At 33.4% G+C, this 15,002-nt stretch carries 22 protein-coding genes and 1 tRNA gene; 10 read left to right on the top strand and 13 right to left on the bottom strand.

The window, feature by feature from the left end:
- The 3 genes from ACYIAQ_RS04090 to eno all read right to left on the bottom strand — a co-directional run.
- On the bottom strand, positions 1-454 hold a 454-nt coding region (locus ACYIAQ_RS04090), incomplete at its 3' end, for a helix-turn-helix domain-containing protein (protein ID WP_483562599.1).
- A gap of 84 nt (positions 455-538) precedes the next feature.
- On the bottom strand, positions 539-2,812 hold the full coding sequence (locus tag ACYIAQ_RS04095) for an HAD-IC family P-type ATPase (RefSeq protein WP_483562600.1): 2,274 nt from the start codon (positions 2,810-2,812) through the stop codon (positions 539-541).
- 257 nt (positions 2,813-3,069) lie between these two features.
- On the bottom strand, positions 3,070-4,356 hold the full coding sequence (gene eno / locus ACYIAQ_RS04100; protein ID WP_483562601.1) for a phosphopyruvate hydratase: 1,287 nt from the start codon (positions 4,354-4,356) through the stop codon (positions 3,070-3,072).
- A 237-nt stretch (positions 4,357-4,593) separates the two neighbouring features.
- Here eno and ACYIAQ_RS04105 point away from each other — a divergent pair, with 237 nt between their 5' ends.
- Positions 4,594-5,421, top strand: a complete 828-nt coding sequence (locus ACYIAQ_RS04105; protein WP_122018369.1) for a DegV family protein — start codon at positions 4,594-4,596, stop codon at positions 5,419-5,421.
- A gap of 239 nt (positions 5,422-5,660) precedes the next feature.
- Here the strand turns inward: ACYIAQ_RS04105 and ACYIAQ_RS04110 are convergent, their stop codons facing one another.
- Positions 5,661-6,215, bottom strand: coding sequence for a phosphatase PAP2 family protein (locus ACYIAQ_RS04110; protein ID WP_483562602.1), 555 nt, complete (start codon positions 6,213-6,215; stop codon positions 5,661-5,663).
- Positions 6,216-6,569: 354 nt separating this feature from the next.
- Here ACYIAQ_RS04110 and ACYIAQ_RS04115 point away from each other — a divergent pair, with 354 nt between their 5' ends.
- The gene (locus ACYIAQ_RS04115) at positions 6,570-7,007 is read left to right on the top strand and encodes a hypothetical protein (RefSeq protein ID WP_483562603.1); all 438 of its coding nucleotides are present in this window, start codon (positions 6,570-6,572) and stop codon (positions 7,005-7,007) included.
- Between the two features lie 105 nt (positions 7,008-7,112).
- Positions 7,113-7,201, top strand: a tRNA-Ser gene (locus ACYIAQ_RS04120).
- A 73-nt stretch (positions 7,202-7,274) separates the two neighbouring features.
- Here the strand turns inward: ACYIAQ_RS04120 and ACYIAQ_RS04125 are convergent.
- Positions 7,275-8,387: a site-specific integrase gene (locus ACYIAQ_RS04125; RefSeq protein ID WP_483562691.1), complete on the bottom strand. Its 1,113-nt coding sequence runs from the start codon at positions 8,385-8,387 to the stop codon at positions 7,275-7,277.
- A gap of 124 nt (positions 8,388-8,511) precedes the next feature.
- On the opposite strand from ACYIAQ_RS04125, the gene ACYIAQ_RS04130 reads away from it, so the two are divergent.
- Positions 8,512-9,234, top strand: a complete 723-nt coding sequence (locus tag ACYIAQ_RS04130; protein WP_483562604.1) for a hypothetical protein — start codon at positions 8,512-8,514, stop codon at positions 9,232-9,234.
- Between the two features lie 18 nt (positions 9,235-9,252).
- On the opposite strand, the gene ACYIAQ_RS04135 is transcribed toward ACYIAQ_RS04130, so the two are convergent.
- From ACYIAQ_RS04135 to ACYIAQ_RS04170, 8 genes are all read right to left on the bottom strand, one after another.
- Complete coding sequence (locus tag ACYIAQ_RS04135) at positions 9,253-9,423, bottom strand: hypothetical protein (RefSeq protein WP_483562605.1); 171 nt, start codon at positions 9,421-9,423, stop codon at positions 9,253-9,255.
- Between the two features lie 48 nt (positions 9,424-9,471).
- A complete protein-coding gene (locus ACYIAQ_RS04140; protein WP_483562606.1) occupies positions 9,472-10,128 on the bottom strand; it encodes a hypothetical protein in 657 nt (218 codons plus the stop codon).
- Positions 10,129-10,139: 11 nt separating this feature from the next.
- Positions 10,140-10,565: a S24 family peptidase gene (locus tag ACYIAQ_RS04145; RefSeq protein ID WP_483562607.1), complete on the bottom strand. Its 426-nt coding sequence runs from the start codon at positions 10,563-10,565 to the stop codon at positions 10,140-10,142.
- Positions 10,558-10,956, bottom strand: coding sequence for an ImmA/IrrE family metallo-endopeptidase (locus ACYIAQ_RS04150; protein ID WP_483562608.1), 399 nt, complete (start codon positions 10,954-10,956; stop codon positions 10,558-10,560). The genes ACYIAQ_RS04145 and ACYIAQ_RS04150 overlap by 8 nt, the downstream gene beginning before the upstream one ends.
- Positions 10,957-10,967: 11 nt before the next feature.
- On the bottom strand, positions 10,968-11,324 hold the full coding sequence (locus ACYIAQ_RS04155; RefSeq protein WP_483562609.1) for a helix-turn-helix domain-containing protein: 357 nt from the start codon (positions 11,322-11,324) through the stop codon (positions 10,968-10,970).
- On the bottom strand, positions 11,305-11,664 hold the full coding sequence (locus ACYIAQ_RS04160; RefSeq protein ID WP_483562610.1) for a helix-turn-helix domain-containing protein: 360 nt from the start codon (positions 11,662-11,664) through the stop codon (positions 11,305-11,307). Before ACYIAQ_RS04160 ends, ACYIAQ_RS04155 begins: the two co-directional genes overlap by 20 nt.
- Positions 11,665-11,737: 73 nt before the next feature.
- Positions 11,738-12,157, bottom strand: a complete 420-nt coding sequence (locus ACYIAQ_RS04165; RefSeq protein ID WP_483562611.1) for a hypothetical protein — start codon at positions 12,155-12,157, stop codon at positions 11,738-11,740.
- A gap of 5 nt (positions 12,158-12,162) precedes the next feature.
- Positions 12,163-12,501 carry a helix-turn-helix domain-containing protein gene (locus tag ACYIAQ_RS04170; protein WP_267392764.1) on the bottom strand — a complete coding sequence of 113 codons (339 nt, stop codon included), beginning with the start codon at positions 12,499-12,501 and terminating at the stop codon, positions 12,163-12,165.
- Between the two features lie 129 nt (positions 12,502-12,630).
- On the opposite strand from ACYIAQ_RS04170, the gene ACYIAQ_RS04175 reads away from it, so the two are divergent.
- The 6 genes from ACYIAQ_RS04175 to ACYIAQ_RS04200 are packed head-to-tail and all read left to right on the top strand — an operon-like array spanning position 12,631 to position 14,998.
- Complete coding sequence (locus ACYIAQ_RS04175) at positions 12,631-12,849, top strand: helix-turn-helix transcriptional regulator (protein ID WP_267392763.1); 219 nt, start codon at positions 12,631-12,633, stop codon at positions 12,847-12,849.
- Positions 12,850-12,871: 22 nt separating this feature from the next.
- Positions 12,872-13,213 (top strand): DUF771 domain-containing protein, encoded by a 342-nt coding sequence (locus ACYIAQ_RS04180; RefSeq protein ID WP_483562612.1) that lies wholly within the window; start codon positions 12,872-12,874, stop codon positions 13,211-13,213.
- 20 nt (positions 13,214-13,233) lie between these two features.
- On the top strand, positions 13,234-13,404 hold the full coding sequence (locus tag ACYIAQ_RS04185) for a hypothetical protein (protein ID WP_483562613.1): 171 nt from the start codon (positions 13,234-13,236) through the stop codon (positions 13,402-13,404).
- Positions 13,405-13,417: 13 nt separating this feature from the next.
- The gene (locus tag ACYIAQ_RS04190) at positions 13,418-13,639 is read left to right on the top strand and encodes a hypothetical protein (RefSeq protein WP_483562614.1); all 222 of its coding nucleotides are present in this window, start codon (positions 13,418-13,420) and stop codon (positions 13,637-13,639) included.
- A gap of 5 nt (positions 13,640-13,644) precedes the next feature.
- On the top strand, positions 13,645-14,085 hold the full coding sequence (locus tag ACYIAQ_RS04195) for a hypothetical protein (protein ID WP_483564038.1): 441 nt from the start codon (positions 13,645-13,647) through the stop codon (positions 14,083-14,085).
- Positions 14,075-14,998 carry a hypothetical protein gene (locus tag ACYIAQ_RS04200; RefSeq protein WP_483562616.1) on the top strand — a complete coding sequence of 308 codons (924 nt, stop codon included), beginning with the start codon at positions 14,075-14,077 and terminating at the stop codon, positions 14,996-14,998. The genes ACYIAQ_RS04195 and ACYIAQ_RS04200 overlap by 11 nt, the downstream gene beginning before the upstream one ends.
- Positions 14,999-15,002: the final 4 nt, after the last annotated feature.

Raw genomic sequence — 15,002 nt, forward strand, 5'->3', positions numbered from 1 at the left:
CTACATGTAATGCACGATTCTCTAAACGTAGACGTTCAAGTTCAGTTAACTCTTGAGAAGTATATTTATGCTTCTTTGCTTTAATTTTCTTTTTATGCATTAATGGTCGTCCTTGCTTAATAAATAAAGCATCAACACCGCCTTCATTTAATTTTCTTTGCCAATTCGCAATAGTGGAATGTTGTTTAATATTAAAATGATTGGCAGTAATTTGATAGCTGGCACCATGTTCTTTTCTCCAGTTTAAGACTTCTAATTTAAATTGACCACTATATCTTGTCTTAGAAAAGCTTTTTTCCAGGCCTCTGTTACCATACTGTTGATAATTATTGATCCAACCATCAATAGATCTACGTGATGTGATATGTAATTTCTCTTGAATTTCTTTTGTACTAAATCCTCTTTGATACAAATCTACTGCTTCTAATTTTGTTTTTAGTAAATATTTAGACATAAGAAAACCCCCGAATTGGAATCTTTGTCCAATTCCGGGGGTTAACTTCAAGCAGTATTTTGGGTGTTTTTTAATATTTTGTAATTATTTATTTTTCATGATAGGTTGATAGAAGAGATCAATAATTACTGCGGCTATGAGTGCGACAACAAAAGTAAGTAATAAATTAGTTAAATTGATTTTAGTCATCGCAATACCAAATAGTGCAAGGATTATTGTTAAAACAATGTCTGCAAGCTGAGTTAGACCAACTGATTTTGAGGGGTAATCCTGCCAGAAGTAATGTTTTGTACGAGTAATAAGAATAATAAACATTGCGCTCAATACCAAGAAGACATATACCATTGTTGATACTGTTCCATGACTATATCCATGGGTATTGAGAAAACCTATTCCTAATATTCCTATTAGAGTCCAACCAAAGGCAAGTGAAAATGCAATTTTGGCTAATTTAGCCATATTCCAATTTTCAGGCTTATAAGTAATATGAGTGCGGTCGGTTCCGATCATCATAGTAACCATATTATTCATAATAGTATATATGACCATTGCATTTAGAGCCATTGGAATGTAGTCGAAGAAAAGATAGCCAAAGGTCAAGATCATAGTCAATTGAGCCGTTCGTGCAAGTTTTGTCAATGACCAGGTAGTCATACGCTGGTAGACGCGGTGGCCTGCATCCAGAATTTTAACAATCGAAGTTAAACCATCATTTAGTAAGACCATTTTACCCGATCGCTTAGCAACATCTGCAGCATTTGAAACGGCAATTCCAACTTCGGCTTGTTTCAATGCAGGCGAGTCATTAACACCATCTCCTGTCATACCAACAATATAACCCTTGCTTTGGAAAAATTTAACTACACGTAATTTATCTTCTGGGAGAACATCAGCAATTCCAGCAAGTGTTCCCATGTCTGTCTGATCATTAAAATTATGGATTGAAATAACTTGTCCTTGCAATTCAACTTGTTTTGCTACGGCTTCAGCCGTTTTTTGATTATCTCCAGTTAACATAATTGGTAAAACGCCACGTTTTTTGAGTTCAGCTAGTGCTTTTTTTGAATCAGGACGAACTTTATCTTGCAAAATAAAGACACCAGCTAATTTATCATCAACTAAAAGAGCAACGGACCGTCCAGCACTAAAATCAATATCCTTAACTTTATCATTTGCACTTGGATCAATCCTTGACAACTGTTTAAATGAACCTAGCTTAATATTATGATTATCAATATTAGCCATTGAATATCCAGTAGCAGACGTGAAAGGAGAGAAGTTATCACTTGACTTCATCTTTAAATCATTACTTAAGATAAAATCTTCAATCGCGTTATCAATAATTTTTTTGTTTCTTTGATCAACAGCTGCAGAGGCTAATTGCAAAATGATATTGTCATCAAGTTCACTAAAATTAATCCATTGCGAAACGGCAGTTTTATTTTCTGTAATTGTACCGGTTTTATCAAGTAAAATCAGATTTAAATTAGCTGCATCTTGAATTCCCGTTAAATCGGAGGTTAATACTCCTTCCTTACTTAATCTGGTCGCCTCAAATGAATTAGAAAGTGCAAAAGTTGAGGGCATAGCGACTGGAATAGAGGCAATAAACATCATAGCTAAGAATGGTAACATGTTAATCAGATTTTGAATGTTGCCACCCTTAAAAAATGAAGCAATAACAATTACAAGTGTTAAAATCCCATCTAATATACAAAGATAGTAAATAATTTTAGTTAATAATTGCTGTAAATGTCCCGGTGCAGCTGAATTATTGATCAAATTAATAGTTTTTCCTGAACGAGAATTAGCTCCAGTTGCAATAACTACTGCTAAGCCATTACCTTCAGTCACAGTAGTACCGGCAAAAGCAGTATCGGGAGGATTTTTGCGAACAGTTTTAGATTCACCAGTGATTGAACTTTCATCACTTGAAATTTGACCGTCAATTAATTTTACGTCAGCAGCAAGAACATCTCCCTGTTGAATACTTATTAAATCGCCAGGAACTAAGTATTTTGAATCAATATTTTGCCATTGATCATCGCGCTTAACGGAATTTGTGGGTGTCAATTTGTGTGAAATATCGTTTAGGACACGTCGCGATTGTTTTTTCTTTGAAGCACCATTCCAGGCAGCGAAAAGCAACATTAGTAACACGAAAAAAGATTGGATCCATTTACCTAAAATGCATTCTAAAAGTAGAGCTGCCTCCAAAATCCAAGCTGATAAATTCCACAATTTAGATAAAAATTCTTTAAAAAAATTGAATTGAGGTTCTGGGACTTCATTAAGTCCATTTTTTTTAAGAAGTTTATCTGCTTCGGCTTGACTTAAGCCGTTATTTTTTTCAGACATAAATTACCCTTTCTTGATATTATAAATAATCTTTATCTAAATTAGCACAATTAGTTGATTTTTTCTAGCAAATGGGAGTAGACAAGTAGGGGAGTATTTAAACTTGCTAAATTTGAAAAAAACTTTATGTAAGCCTAATTCTGTGATTGTTAAGCTTTAATTTTTGGGGGATTTTGCAATTAGCTAGTAATTTTTAAAAGCATTCTTTTATTGGAAACAAAAAAAGCTTGCATCGCAAGCTTTTTTGAATTGACTAATTAGTCTTTATCAACATTATCTGGGAATGTAGCTAAACGCTCACCTTCGCCAAGTTCTTCTTCAATTTCAAGTAGACGGTTGTACTTTTCAACACGTTCTGAACGAGCTGGGGCACCAGTCTTCAATTGACCACCGTTAACGGCAACTGCAAAATCAGCGATAAATGTGTCGCCGGTTTCACCTGAACGGTGAGATATCATGGTGTTGTAACCATTCTTACGTGAAAGTCGAATAGTTTCCAAAGTTTCAGTAACAGTACCGATTTGATTTAGCTTAATTAATGAAGCATTACCGGCACCTTCCTTAATGGCTTTGTTTAAAAGCTTAGGATTAGTACAGATGAAATCGTCCAAAACAATTTGAATTCTGTCTTTGTGACTTTGAGTAAACTTAATCATACCCTCTACGTCATTTTCGTCGTATGGGTCTTCAATTGAAATTAATTCTGGGAATTTTTCCAATAACTTGTCATAGTAATCAGCTAATTGATCATCATCAAAGACTTTACCTTCAAAGTGATATTTGCCATCTTCTTTGTTGTAGAAATATGAAGCAGCACAGTCACATGCAATAGCAATGTCTTCACCTGGCTTGTAACCAGCTTTAACAATAGCATCATGTAATGCTTGCAAAGCTTCTTCTGAGTTCTTCATGTTAGGAGCAAAACCACCCTCATCGCCAAGGCCAGTTTCGTAACCCATGTCTTCAAGAACTTTCTTCAAAGTATGGTAAGTGTTAACGATCTTTTCAAAACCATCACGGAATGATGTCTTTTTAACAGGGGTGATCATGAATTCTTGAACATCGATGCCGTTGTCAGCATGCTCACCACCATTGATAACATTGTGGAAAGTTTGTGGCATTTCTAGATCAGTTCCGCCAAGGTATCTGTACAAAGGTTGGTGACTATCTTTAGCAGCAGCAGCGGCAGTTGCCATAGATACACCTAAAATTGCGTTAGCACCAAGTTTAGCCTTGTTTGGGGTACCATCTAATTCGATCATAACGCGGTCAATGTTAGCTTGATCGTGTGGATCTAAGCCTTTTAATGCTTTAGCAATCTTAGTATTGACGTTTTCAACTGCTTTAGAAACACCTTTACCGCCAACACGCTTACCACCGTCACGCAATTCAACAGCTTCGTTTTCACCAGTTGAAGCACCTGATGGAACTTCGGCTTTTCCAACTACACCATTTGAAAGGGTAACAAAAGCCTCAACAGTTGGGTTACCACGTGAATCATAGATTTCCAGTGCATGAACATTTTCAATGACTGATTTTAACATCTAAAAACCTCCTAAATATTAAATGTTGTGCAACCGCACATACATTATTGGAGCAACAGCTCCATCTCTACAAAATAAATTTTAGACTAAGTTTGTGATTATGTAAACATTTGTAAACGATTTCTAACATTAAAAATTTCCAAAAACATTTTGTCGCTTTTTCTAGCATTTTGCATTATTATTTAACTATACAAATTAAAGTTTAGTTGGTTTATTTGATTTAAGGATATACAATACATGGAAAAAGTAAAATTAATAGTAGATTCTAGTGCTAATGAACAAGCATCTGACAAGTTAACGGTAGTTCCATTAACAATAACAATTGCTGGTCAAGATTTTATCGATAATGAAAACCTTGATATGGAAACCTTTATTTCTGATATGAACAAAAATACTGAAGAAGGTAAGACATCATGCCCTAGCATTAATGACTGGCTTGAAGCACTTGAAGGAAGTACAAAGGCAATTATGTTAACAATAACTAGTGGATTAAGCGGCAGCTTTTCTTCTGCTTATCAAGCAAAACAAATTTATGAAAAGGATCATCCTGGTAGTAGCGTAATTGTTGTAGATTCAAGAACTGCTGGTCCAGAGGTTGCAATGATTCAACATAAGATTGAACACCTAGCTGAAAGTCAAGTTCGTTTTTTGGATTTGGAACAAAAAATTGCAAAATATAAAACGCATACCCATTTATTGTTTATCCTGCAATCGCTACATAATTTGGCATTAAATGGCCGTGTTAATATGGCCGTGGCTAAGGTTGCTAAGATGTTAAAAATTGATCTAGTAGGCACAGCAAGTGAAGAGGGGAAACTGGAACCTATTTCCAAAGTTCGGGGTATGAAACGAGCTTTAGGAGAAGTTATAAAGCTGATGACTGAAATGAAATATCAAGGGGGGCGAGTAATTATTGATCATTGTAAGAATGAAAAAGATGCAAATATATTAAAGGATAAAATAATTGCATTGTACCCAGATGCTAATATAGTTATTCGACCAATGATGGGATTATGTGCCTTTTATGGAGAAGAGGGAAGCCTGATGATTGGCTTTGAAGGATAAATGAGTAAAATTGACAGAAGCACTTTGCTTCTGGGTACTAAAAATTAAAAATGAACAGACTGGCTTTTAAAGAAAGCCATTTTTGTTTCAAAAAATCAGGAAACGCTATAAAAGTAATTTCACCACAAGTTATTATTGCAACTAAGCTTGAAGAACAAGAAGATCTTTTAAAATAGTACCAAACATCGCTTAAATTAAAAGCAATGTTTGGTACTTTTTTAGTTTAATTAGTTGGATTCTTAGAAAAACAAAAGAAAAATTTGCTGTGATAAGGTAAAACAGAAGACAGCTAAAGAAGTTGCACCAATAACGTCTGAAGGATAGTGGGCTTTAAGACTAAGTCGAGAAATGACCACCATAACCCAAATCACAGTCAAAGTAATTAAAAGTCCACTACCAAGTTCACTTGCAAATATTTTCCATATAATAAGAACCATTATTGTGGTTCCTAAAACATGTCCGCTGGGAAAACTATAGCCGTCTTCAAGGTTTGAGTGTTTAATAGGACGTTTCCGGTGCATCCATTTCTTAAGTAGCAGCCCAGTTAAATCCGTAAAACCTAGGGTAAAAAGAACCCAAAAAGCAGTTAAATTTTTTTCTTCATTGATTAAAAAGCTGGCAAGAAAAATATCCCAAACTACTAAAAGTTTTGGATCATTGATAAAAGCTATTATTTGCCAGCTGTAGCCGTCATGGCGTCTAATTAATTTATGGTGCAACCAATGGTCAAACAGATTAAATCGACGTGAATTTCTAATGTTAAAAATAAGTAACACCAATATCAGAGCTGACATAATGGCAATCCAGATATTTGAATACAAGATAAATCCCAACCTATCAAACTTTATTCAACTGTATTTTACTAGTTACCAAGGTTTCAATATACTTTAAATGACACTCTTGAGTAAAACTTAAAAAATTCATAGTAGTAATTTGGCGTGACTTTAGCTAGATAAGTTATTTTTTTTAAAATTTTCTTAGTGTATTTGTGTCTTATCAAAAAATGTTGCAACATTAATTAGCAAGCAGTAAACTAAGTATGAATTTTAAACTAACTTCTTTTAGGACTTTGTAGTTTGATGATTACACTTCTTCAATGTCCAATGTCCACCCCGTTATGCTTATCATAGAAAGGTGAGTAAATAAGGATGAAAAAACAAGAAACTGTCTTTGAGGCTTTAAAAGATATTTATCATAATCTAAAAGAATGGTCAAACCCCAGCTATACTTTAGAATCAGGTAATCTTTTACCACTTGCGATTGTGCTTTTATGTTTTCCAAACGTTAGAAGTGGTTTAGTTTCCTTAGCGGCCCTAATGGTAGCTTTTGCTGATATTTTTATTTATCAGCACTTATTGAAAAAAAGTATTGCTAATGGTATTTATACTTCAAAAATCAAGCATGCAAGTATGATTGTATCTGGTTTAAGAGGACTGATTATTGTAGTAGCTGGAATAAAAATAATTAAGTCTTTTGCAAAAGTCAAAATAAATTTATGGTTAGCAGCTTTGCTGTGTATTGTAGTAGGTGTGTTAGGTGTTGTCCTACAAAAATTGTTTATTAACCACCATTTTGGCAAAAATTAAAGAAATCGTAGGTAAGTTTGTACAACAGTTATAAAGATAAATTTTGGATAGCTGTAAAATTTATTTTGCAGTTTTGCCAATATCATGTATAATTATGATTGTTGTGGAGAGTTGGCAGAGTGGTAATGCACCGGACTCGAAATCCGGCGAACCAAGTTTTCCTTGGCGCGCAGGTTCAAATCCTGTACTCTCCTTTTATAAAAGCCCCCAGTTACTGGAACTAGGGGCTTTTTGTCTGTATGAGGTATCCAAAAGGTATCTAAGGTATTAAATTTCATCAAGAATACTAACAATCTGATTGTCTGACTTCTGTTTAAGTTCATCTAGCATGTAAGCATAAGTATTTGCTGTGACACTCATATTTGAGTGCCCCAGTCGCTTTGAAATAGAGTAGAGGTCAACTCCCTTAAATAATAATAAAGCAACGTGTGTATGCCTTAAGCTATGAAAATGGAAACTTTTGTTTTTAACTCCTAATTTATCTAATTGCTTTCTAAGAGTTTTGTTTACTGCGTTAGATGAAGGTATTGTCCCAAATTTATCAATAAAAAGTCTTTCATGATTGTTAACTTTTAATTGATTTAAAATATCTAGTAGTTTCTGATCTACTTTAATTACACGTGTTGATGACTTATTTTTCGTTTCCTTGTTGATTTCATTAGAGTCATAGTCGATAACTTTTCTCTTGTCGTAATCCCAGGATTTTGTAATATGTATTTCTTGGTGCTTAAAGTCTATATCATGCCAAGTCAGAACTCTTATTTCTCCTGGGCGCATACCTGTATAAATAATGGTTAGCAGCATGTATCGACTAGTATATGTCGGCTTAATATCTTTAAGCAGAAGTTTTTTAAGTGTTTGAACTTGCTTAAAATTTAGATATTCGATTTTTCTAGTTTTATCATTATTCCATGTTAGGTTTATTCTTTCAGTAAAGTTCAGCCTTATTATACCTTCACTTACTGCATCTTTAACACAGCTACGGATACTGCCATTAGTTTTTTGTACGGTATCTTTTGCATGTGTTTTGCCATAGATATTTAAAAAGTCTTGATATTTAGCACGGGTCATTTTAGATAATTTTACATTTCCGAAGTTATCTTTGATAATGTCATAAATATGAGCATATCTGCGAATTGTACCTTGAGTTTTGCCGGGTGCTTTATATCTGAGATACCATTCTTTAAAATACTCTGCAAAAACAGGGTCTTGATTTGATAGTAAGTTTTGGTCTTTGGCCACTTCTATCTCATTGGCCCATTTTCTGGCTTCTAATTTTGTAGAAAACCCACTTTTTACTTTAAATTTACGTTTGCCAAATTCGTCATACCAAGAAATTTGTGCGCGCCAACTACTACCGCGCTTCTCAAAATGTGCCAATTTTTCACTAATTCCTTTCAACAAATTTGCTTTTAATAAATAACAAATTATTATCTTGTGCTATACTAATTTATGACTTACATACATAGGTTAATCTTTGTGATATATAAATTGGAGTTTTAACATGAATAGTTTAAACAGTTCATCTAATGTAATTTCTAATTTTATACTGAGTGGTGGATTAGGATACATAACTTATTGGATTCTAGAAACGAGTGAGATAATATCTTCAAGCAAAGATACAACACGTGCTACTTTTTTGTCTCTTTTATTTTCGGTACCAAATTATTTTGTTTATTCTAGCTTTTATAATTGTTTACCAAATCTAAAAATTAAAATCCCTATAGCACTTTTATTTACTTTGGTGTCAATTGCATTTTTTGCACCACTCATTTGTAGTGTCTTAATAAATTGGACATTTAAAATTATTAATTTCTCAATGACATTAAAAACATGGTCATTAAAAAAATTATGGTCATTAATAAAAATATTTAAATGTTTTTTTGATATCGAATCTAAAAATAAGACAGGCGTCTCTAATGGCGATCCATGGACAATAATTAATAAGTCTAGCAGAACATTAGTTTATTTGTATAATTTTAACAAGAAATTACTTGCATGTGGTTATGGTAAAGCCTTTGAAACTAATGCAGATTCAATAAGCATTACACCATGTGAAAAATTTGAAAATCAAAATACGGATTATGATGAAATCATTAAATACACATTTGAGAAAGATGCAAGCCCGATAATAGATGAAAAATGTTGTGATTCAAATGTTTATGTCAACTTAAATAAACAATTTATAATGATTATTTTTGAGGTTGAAAAAATCAAGAATGAATAAACTAAGGAATAGAAAAATTTACTTTGATGAATCATCCGATTTTTTAGGGCCTCTGTTTTTAAATCGGTTAAAAAGTGATTTGATCATATCTTTGGTTACTATATCTTTGGTTACTACATTTTTGTTTTCTTCGGGTGATTCCCCCATCATCATAGATTTTTTAATTTCATTATTACTCTTGTTTGACATTTTAAATCTCCCTCTTTAATACTAATATAATGTATTATATACTGTATTTTATTTAAACCAATTAGCAGTTTTATGTGGGTATACCCAATTATCATAATGACCAAAGAGTGCCCAGCAATAGGTCGGATTATTGGCTAATATCTTAATATTTGTGCCTTTTTTCAAGACTTTACTCTGTCCTAAATGGTGATTAATGCTATTTTTTGACCAAACAATTTTGCGGATCTTGATATTTTTAGTCAATTTAACTTCTCTTGGCTTAGATAGCCAATTATCTTTTTCAAACCAATAAGAATAACTTTTATAATTTACAGGCTTATTAACTTTGGGACTTTGCTTTTTATATTTTTTGAACCAGTTAGTGGACCGATTCATGTTTACCCAAAAATAGCCATTTTTAATATGTTTGCCTACACCAGGAATGTATCCTTCAAAAATCCAAGGCCAGCTTACTGCCTGTCGAACGGTTAGCACTGAGCCTTTTTTTAATGTTCTTTTTTTAACTGGTGCCTGAAGATAACCAACTTTGTTACCGTCAATTAAAGCCAGCCGCTGGCTTTTAGTTGTAACCACTTTATGCGGCTTTAACCAGTAATTTGAATTTACAGATGGTAATGCGCTAACAGTTTTACTGGTGTTTTTAATTGCAACAGTCACTAAAGCTAATGTAGCCGCTGCACTAATAAAAATCTTTTTAAAATTCATACTTTACCTCCTTAAAAAATTCTGTGGACACTTATAACTCTGCCCACAATACCTAAGTCGACCTTTGCACCTGGGAAATATTGTGATTTTTTATTTACGAATCCAACATGTCCAGCATCTATTACTTTTCCGAAGGTTATTGAATATGGTGTTTTAAAAGCTACAATATCACCAAATTTTGCCGTTTGTTGGGGATGAATAATCATAATATCGTTTTTATAAATTTTTGGTTCTAAATTATTATCTTTGCATTTAACTGCAAATAGGGAGTGGCTTTTATCAAATTTAGTGGGATGATAAATTTTTATATAGTCAGCAATGTTACTAGGGGCAAAATTATTTACACCTAGTTTTAGAGATTCTAAAAGTGGTATTAGCATGAAGTCATCAGGACTAAGCTTTTCAAGATTTTTAGGTAATTTTTTTCTATTACTCATTAACCTTCACTTCCTCTAACAAATAATAAACTTTTTTAGGTATTCCAAATGTCTCAGCAAATTTATATTTGCTTTCAAAAAATAAGTCATTTTTCTCGCAATAATTTAGTAATAAGTTAATAGCAAACTTATTTGCAATGCATTCATTGTTGAGTTCAGCTTCGTGATTTCCAATGTGATAGCAAACTGCATTGCCACACATGACATGTCCAATTTCGTGTGCTAAAACAAACGGCTTTTCGAATGATTCCTTCCAATTTTCATTAAGAATTATTAAGCGAGGCCATTCATAACTAACAGAGGGATCTTTGGGATTCATATAACTAATGTATTGAATTCCTATTTTATTTTTTTCACAAAAATCAATTAAAAACGATATAACGTCATCCATATTTTTGCCTTCTATTTTCTTTTCTTTTTTAATGCCTCAGGATGTTTTTTTACATATTCTTCAGCGATGGCTCGGTACATATCTTTTAGCTCGTCAGGAATGTGACCATCATAAGCCATTCCCAAATCTTGCCAAGCCAGTTTATCATCGCTGCTAATGGCACGGCCTAATAAGTAATCAGTAGTGACGTTGAAATAGTCTGCAATTCGAGACAACATTTCATTATTCGGCTCTCTTTTTCCAGTCTCATACATTCCAAGAGTACTTGTGCCAATATTAATAATTTTTGCTAATTCAGCCTGACTAAGATTTTTATTTTTTCTAAGAATTGCAATCCGTTGACCAAATTTATTTTTTTGTGGGTCCATGTTTTAAGCTCTCAGGATGCTTTTTGACGTATTCTTCAGCAATAGCACGATACATGTCCTTTAATTCGTCAGGGATGCGACCACCATAAGCCATTCCTAAATCTTGCCAAGCTAATCGATTATCTTCTTTTAAATTTGAATTTCCAGCTAATTGATCCATTGAAATATTAAAAGCTTTGGCAAATTCTTGAAGTTCATCACTAGATACCTTTCTATTACCTTTTTCGATTTTATTCACAACTGTATTATCCATTTTCACTCTTCTTGCTAATTCAGCTTGGCTCCAATTTCGTAATTCTCGCTGATTAATAATGTTCTGAGCTAAATGCTTAATAGACATATGTTCACCTCAGATAAGTAATTCGTTTTCTAGCTTATTTTTTGCGATATGATTCAAACTTTCTGGATGTTTCTTAACGTATTTTTCTGTCTAACTTTTTCTTTTTAAAAAGGATCATTGTATCGTCATACATCCACGCTGGGATGCCAAATTGATCTATAAAATCACACGGTTCAGATGGAGCATCTATTTGATTCATTGCGTAATCAAAAATCATTTTTAGCGAAAAAATATCGGCATTGTGTTCTTTACTGCCTTTACTACTAGGCCCAGATTGATATTCCCAGGTACCAATGTCCCCGTTAACTAAATGTCCCATTTCATGACCAATAATAAATGGTATTTCCCACTGATTTTTCCAATTCAAATTAATATACATTTTATTAGCTTTATGAAATGAAATAGATGGAAAATCTGGTGCTTCGTATATGGCTTCGAAATTAATCCCCAAGCTTGTAGCAACCTTAAATAAGTAATCAATTATATCAATCATATATTTTATTTACCTTTTCGTGAGTCAGAATCCATTAATTTTTTGATGATTTCCAGATATTCGTCAGGGATACTTTTTCCATGATAGGCAAGAGGAATGTCATCATCAATATCAAAAGATGAGTTAGCAGCATTAATTGGAGAAGAATTATTTGTTTTTCCTAACAAATAGTCTGTTGAAACATGAAAAATATCAGCAAGTTTACCAAGGGTAGTTGTATCAGGACTGCGAACTCCTTTTTCCCACATAGAAATAGTTGATTTTGCCACATTAATCTTTTTTGCTAACTCAGCTTGAGTCATATGATTATTTTTTCTAAGTTCATTTAATCTAATTGGTAACATAAATCCACCTCTTAACTAGAATTATAGCGTTCACTATTTGTGAACTCAATAAGAGTTATCAAATTGTGAAGATTTATTTGACAGTTCACAAATTGTGAATTATATTATTAATTAGTTAAGGAGGGACAAATGAATCAAGAACTTAAAAAAGTTAGATTATCTAGGGGATACTCTATTGCAAAACTTGCAAAAAAAGTTGGCATTTCTAAAACATACTGTTTTTATATAGAAAAAGGGAAGAGGAATGTTAGTTATCATTTAGCAATTAAATTTGCAAATGTTCTAAAGACCACTCCTGACGCTCTTTTTTTGCAGTTTGAGTCCACAAAATGTGAACAAAGTGAATAGGTTTAAAAGGAGGCAGCTTGTGATGAACAAAATTATGGAATTACCAATTTCAATTGATCCTTTAATTAACAAAATTGACCAAATCATGGCTGAGAGAGGCTATGTTCCTGCCAAATCTATAGTAGGCAGAACAATCAAAATGCCAGAATTTTCGAAGAATTATTGTGGTAATAAAGCGGACAAATGGATTCGTCTATACATTTTTGACCAATATCCAGAAGTTGACATTAAAAATGGTGGGTGGGTTGTCAACCCACACTGGACTGCTAATGGTAGGAGAACAATTATCTTTGAAAAGCCTGCTAGTGAGTGGATGGATAAGCATCGTACCGAAATTGATTGGAATGCAAAATTGCCGCAATAGAAAGCGAGTGATCTTAAAAAATGAAACTACTAATTAAATGGACAAACTTTTTGAATAATGTTTTTGACTTTGGAGAAAAAACGTTGTCAAACACTGGCGGATTGATTGTATTAGCGGGTACTATTCTGGTCATTTTTCTACTATTAGCATTAGCAGTAATTGGTGGGCCGGAACAATTACCTGGAACATGATTGGAGGAAGTTAATGTTTTTATACGAAGAACGAAAGTCCATAATTCAGGAATACGAAAAAGTAGCTAATAGGACAATCAACTGGTTTATTTTAACTATGATTGCGTTAGCATGGTGTTATTTTTTCAGAACCAAAATTGCTGAATTTTTAGTAATTGCACTTTTCATTATTTTCGCCGGATGTTACGGAAAACTGGGAATTTTATATTACTCAATTCTTAAGAAAAAGAGGTAATCGTGATGTACAAAAAAGGCAGGATTGATTTATCTGAAAAAGGAATAACCATGTTTGCTGAGAATAAAGAAATTTTCAAAATTAACAAAAATGGTATTTTGACTAAAAAAGTTAACGATGTCAATCATATTGACAACAAGGCAATTGAAAAGTACAAAGGTAAGCCAGTATGGGTTGCGTTTGATATTGATAACAACCCTGTCTCATACGAGGGATGCATATCTAGTAATATTAAATGCGATTATATTAATGCGCATTCTTTTATAATGGCTCAATTAATTAAGGTTGACAGTATTAGTCAGTTTGCAGCATTGATGGGCGAAGATGCACACGGCGTTGAATTTTTGCGACTACTTAACAGAAACGACCGGAACTTAGAGTTTTGGGAGAGTTTAGCTGTTAAATGGTTCTCTGCAAAATGGATGGGTGAACAAGATGAACAATAACCTATTAATCAGCGAGCCACCTATGCTATTTGAGCCTAGTTTGGCGAAAGAACTAGGTAGCTCTGACAAAGCGCTAATATTACAGCAATTACATTACTGGCTTAACCGATCAAATAACATACATGATGGGTACAGGTGGGTCTATAACTCCATTAAAGATTGGCATAAACAATTCTCTTGGATAAAAGAGCGAACACTGCAAAATTATTTTGCTGACCTTGAAAAAGGCGGATATATCATTTCCGGTAATTTTAACAAAGCCAAGTTCGATAAAACAAAATGGTATCGAATTGATTATGACCGATTAGAAAAAATTGCTAATCGAATAACCGAAAAACAGATAATCGATGAACCGAAAAATGACGAATCGAATAGCCGAAAAACAGATAATCGAATAACCGAAAAACTGCCAATCGATGTACCGAAAAACTGCCAACCAATACCAGAGATTACACATAAGACTACACAAGAGAATAACAATATTAAGTCCAAATCTGACAATTTGGACAAGCCTGATTATGAACAAGAATTTAATTTTCTCTGGAATCTTTACCCTAAAGGAAAAAAGCAGGGCAAGCAATTAGCATTGCGAAGTTACAAGCGCTGGCGAAAGTCGCACAAGTCTAATACGTTTAAACAAGCCAAGATACAGCTTAAGAAATATTTGAAATATATAAAAGTCCAGCACGTCCAGGTTCAATTTATTAAGGCAGCTAAGACGTGGTTCGGCAATATTGATGACGAGTACGACATTAGTGCACCACCAGTCAACCAGAGTTATAAACCAATTCAAAAAACGATTGAAAAAGGTACCGACTGGAGCAAACAGAAACCTGAGGTTGATAACAGCATTAATGCTGAACAACTGACTGACTTTTTTAAGAAGTTCGAAGATAAAAATGGCTTGACCTAGACGG

The sequence above is a fragment of the Lactobacillus sp. X-49 genome (genome assembly GCF_057063645.1).

Coding starts and splice junctions, on each gene's coding strand:
- ACYIAQ_RS04195 (WP_483564038.1), top strand. CDS start 13,645: ATGTACAAAAAAGGCAGGATTGATTTATCTGAAAAAGGAATAACCATG.
- eno (WP_483562601.1), bottom strand. CDS start 4,356: ATGTTAAAATCAGTCATTGAAAATGTTCATGCACTGGAAATCTATGAT.
- ACYIAQ_RS04135 (WP_483562605.1), bottom strand. CDS start 9,423: ATGTCAAACAAGAGTAATAATGAAATTAAAAAATCTATGATGATGGGG.
- ACYIAQ_RS04155 (WP_483562609.1), bottom strand. CDS start 11,324: ATGGACCCACAAAAAAATAAATTTGGTCAACGGATTGCAATTCTTAGA.
- ACYIAQ_RS04095 (WP_483562600.1), bottom strand. CDS start 2,812: ATGTCTGAAAAAAATAACGGCTTAAGTCAAGCCGAAGCAGATAAACTT.
- ACYIAQ_RS04130 (WP_483562604.1), top strand. CDS start 8,512: ATGAATAGTTTAAACAGTTCATCTAATGTAATTTCTAATTTTATACTG.
- ACYIAQ_RS04170 (WP_267392764.1), bottom strand. CDS start 12,501: ATGTTACCAATTAGATTAAATGAACTTAGAAAAAATAATCATATGACT.
- ACYIAQ_RS04180 (WP_483562612.1), top strand. CDS start 12,872: ATGAACAAAATTATGGAATTACCAATTTCAATTGATCCTTTAATTAAC.
- ACYIAQ_RS04110 (WP_483562602.1), bottom strand. CDS start 6,215: ATGTCAGCTCTGATATTGGTGTTACTTATTTTTAACATTAGAAATTCA.
- ACYIAQ_RS04200 (WP_483562616.1), top strand. CDS start 14,075: ATGAACAATAACCTATTAATCAGCGAGCCACCTATGCTATTTGAGCCT.
- ACYIAQ_RS04150 (WP_483562608.1), bottom strand. CDS start 10,956: ATGGATGACGTTATATCGTTTTTAATTGATTTTTGTGAAAAAAATAAA.
- ACYIAQ_RS04145 (WP_483562607.1), bottom strand. CDS start 10,565: ATGAGTAATAGAAAAAAATTACCTAAAAATCTTGAAAAGCTTAGTCCT.
- ACYIAQ_RS04190 (WP_483562614.1), top strand. CDS start 13,418: ATGTTTTTATACGAAGAACGAAAGTCCATAATTCAGGAATACGAAAAA.
- ACYIAQ_RS04165 (WP_483562611.1), bottom strand. CDS start 12,157: ATGATTGATATAATTGATTACTTATTTAAGGTTGCTACAAGCTTGGGG.
- ACYIAQ_RS04105 (WP_122018369.1), top strand. CDS start 4,594: ATGGAAAAAGTAAAATTAATAGTAGATTCTAGTGCTAATGAACAAGCA.
- ACYIAQ_RS04160 (WP_483562610.1), bottom strand. CDS start 11,664: ATGTCTATTAAGCATTTAGCTCAGAACATTATTAATCAGCGAGAATTA.
- ACYIAQ_RS04140 (WP_483562606.1), bottom strand. CDS start 10,128: ATGAATTTTAAAAAGATTTTTATTAGTGCAGCGGCTACATTAGCTTTA.
- ACYIAQ_RS04115 (WP_483562603.1), top strand. CDS start 6,570: ATGAAAAAACAAGAAACTGTCTTTGAGGCTTTAAAAGATATTTATCAT.
- ACYIAQ_RS04175 (WP_267392763.1), top strand. CDS start 12,631: ATGAATCAAGAACTTAAAAAAGTTAGATTATCTAGGGGATACTCTATT.
- ACYIAQ_RS04185 (WP_483562613.1), top strand. CDS start 13,234: ATGAAACTACTAATTAAATGGACAAACTTTTTGAATAATGTTTTTGAC.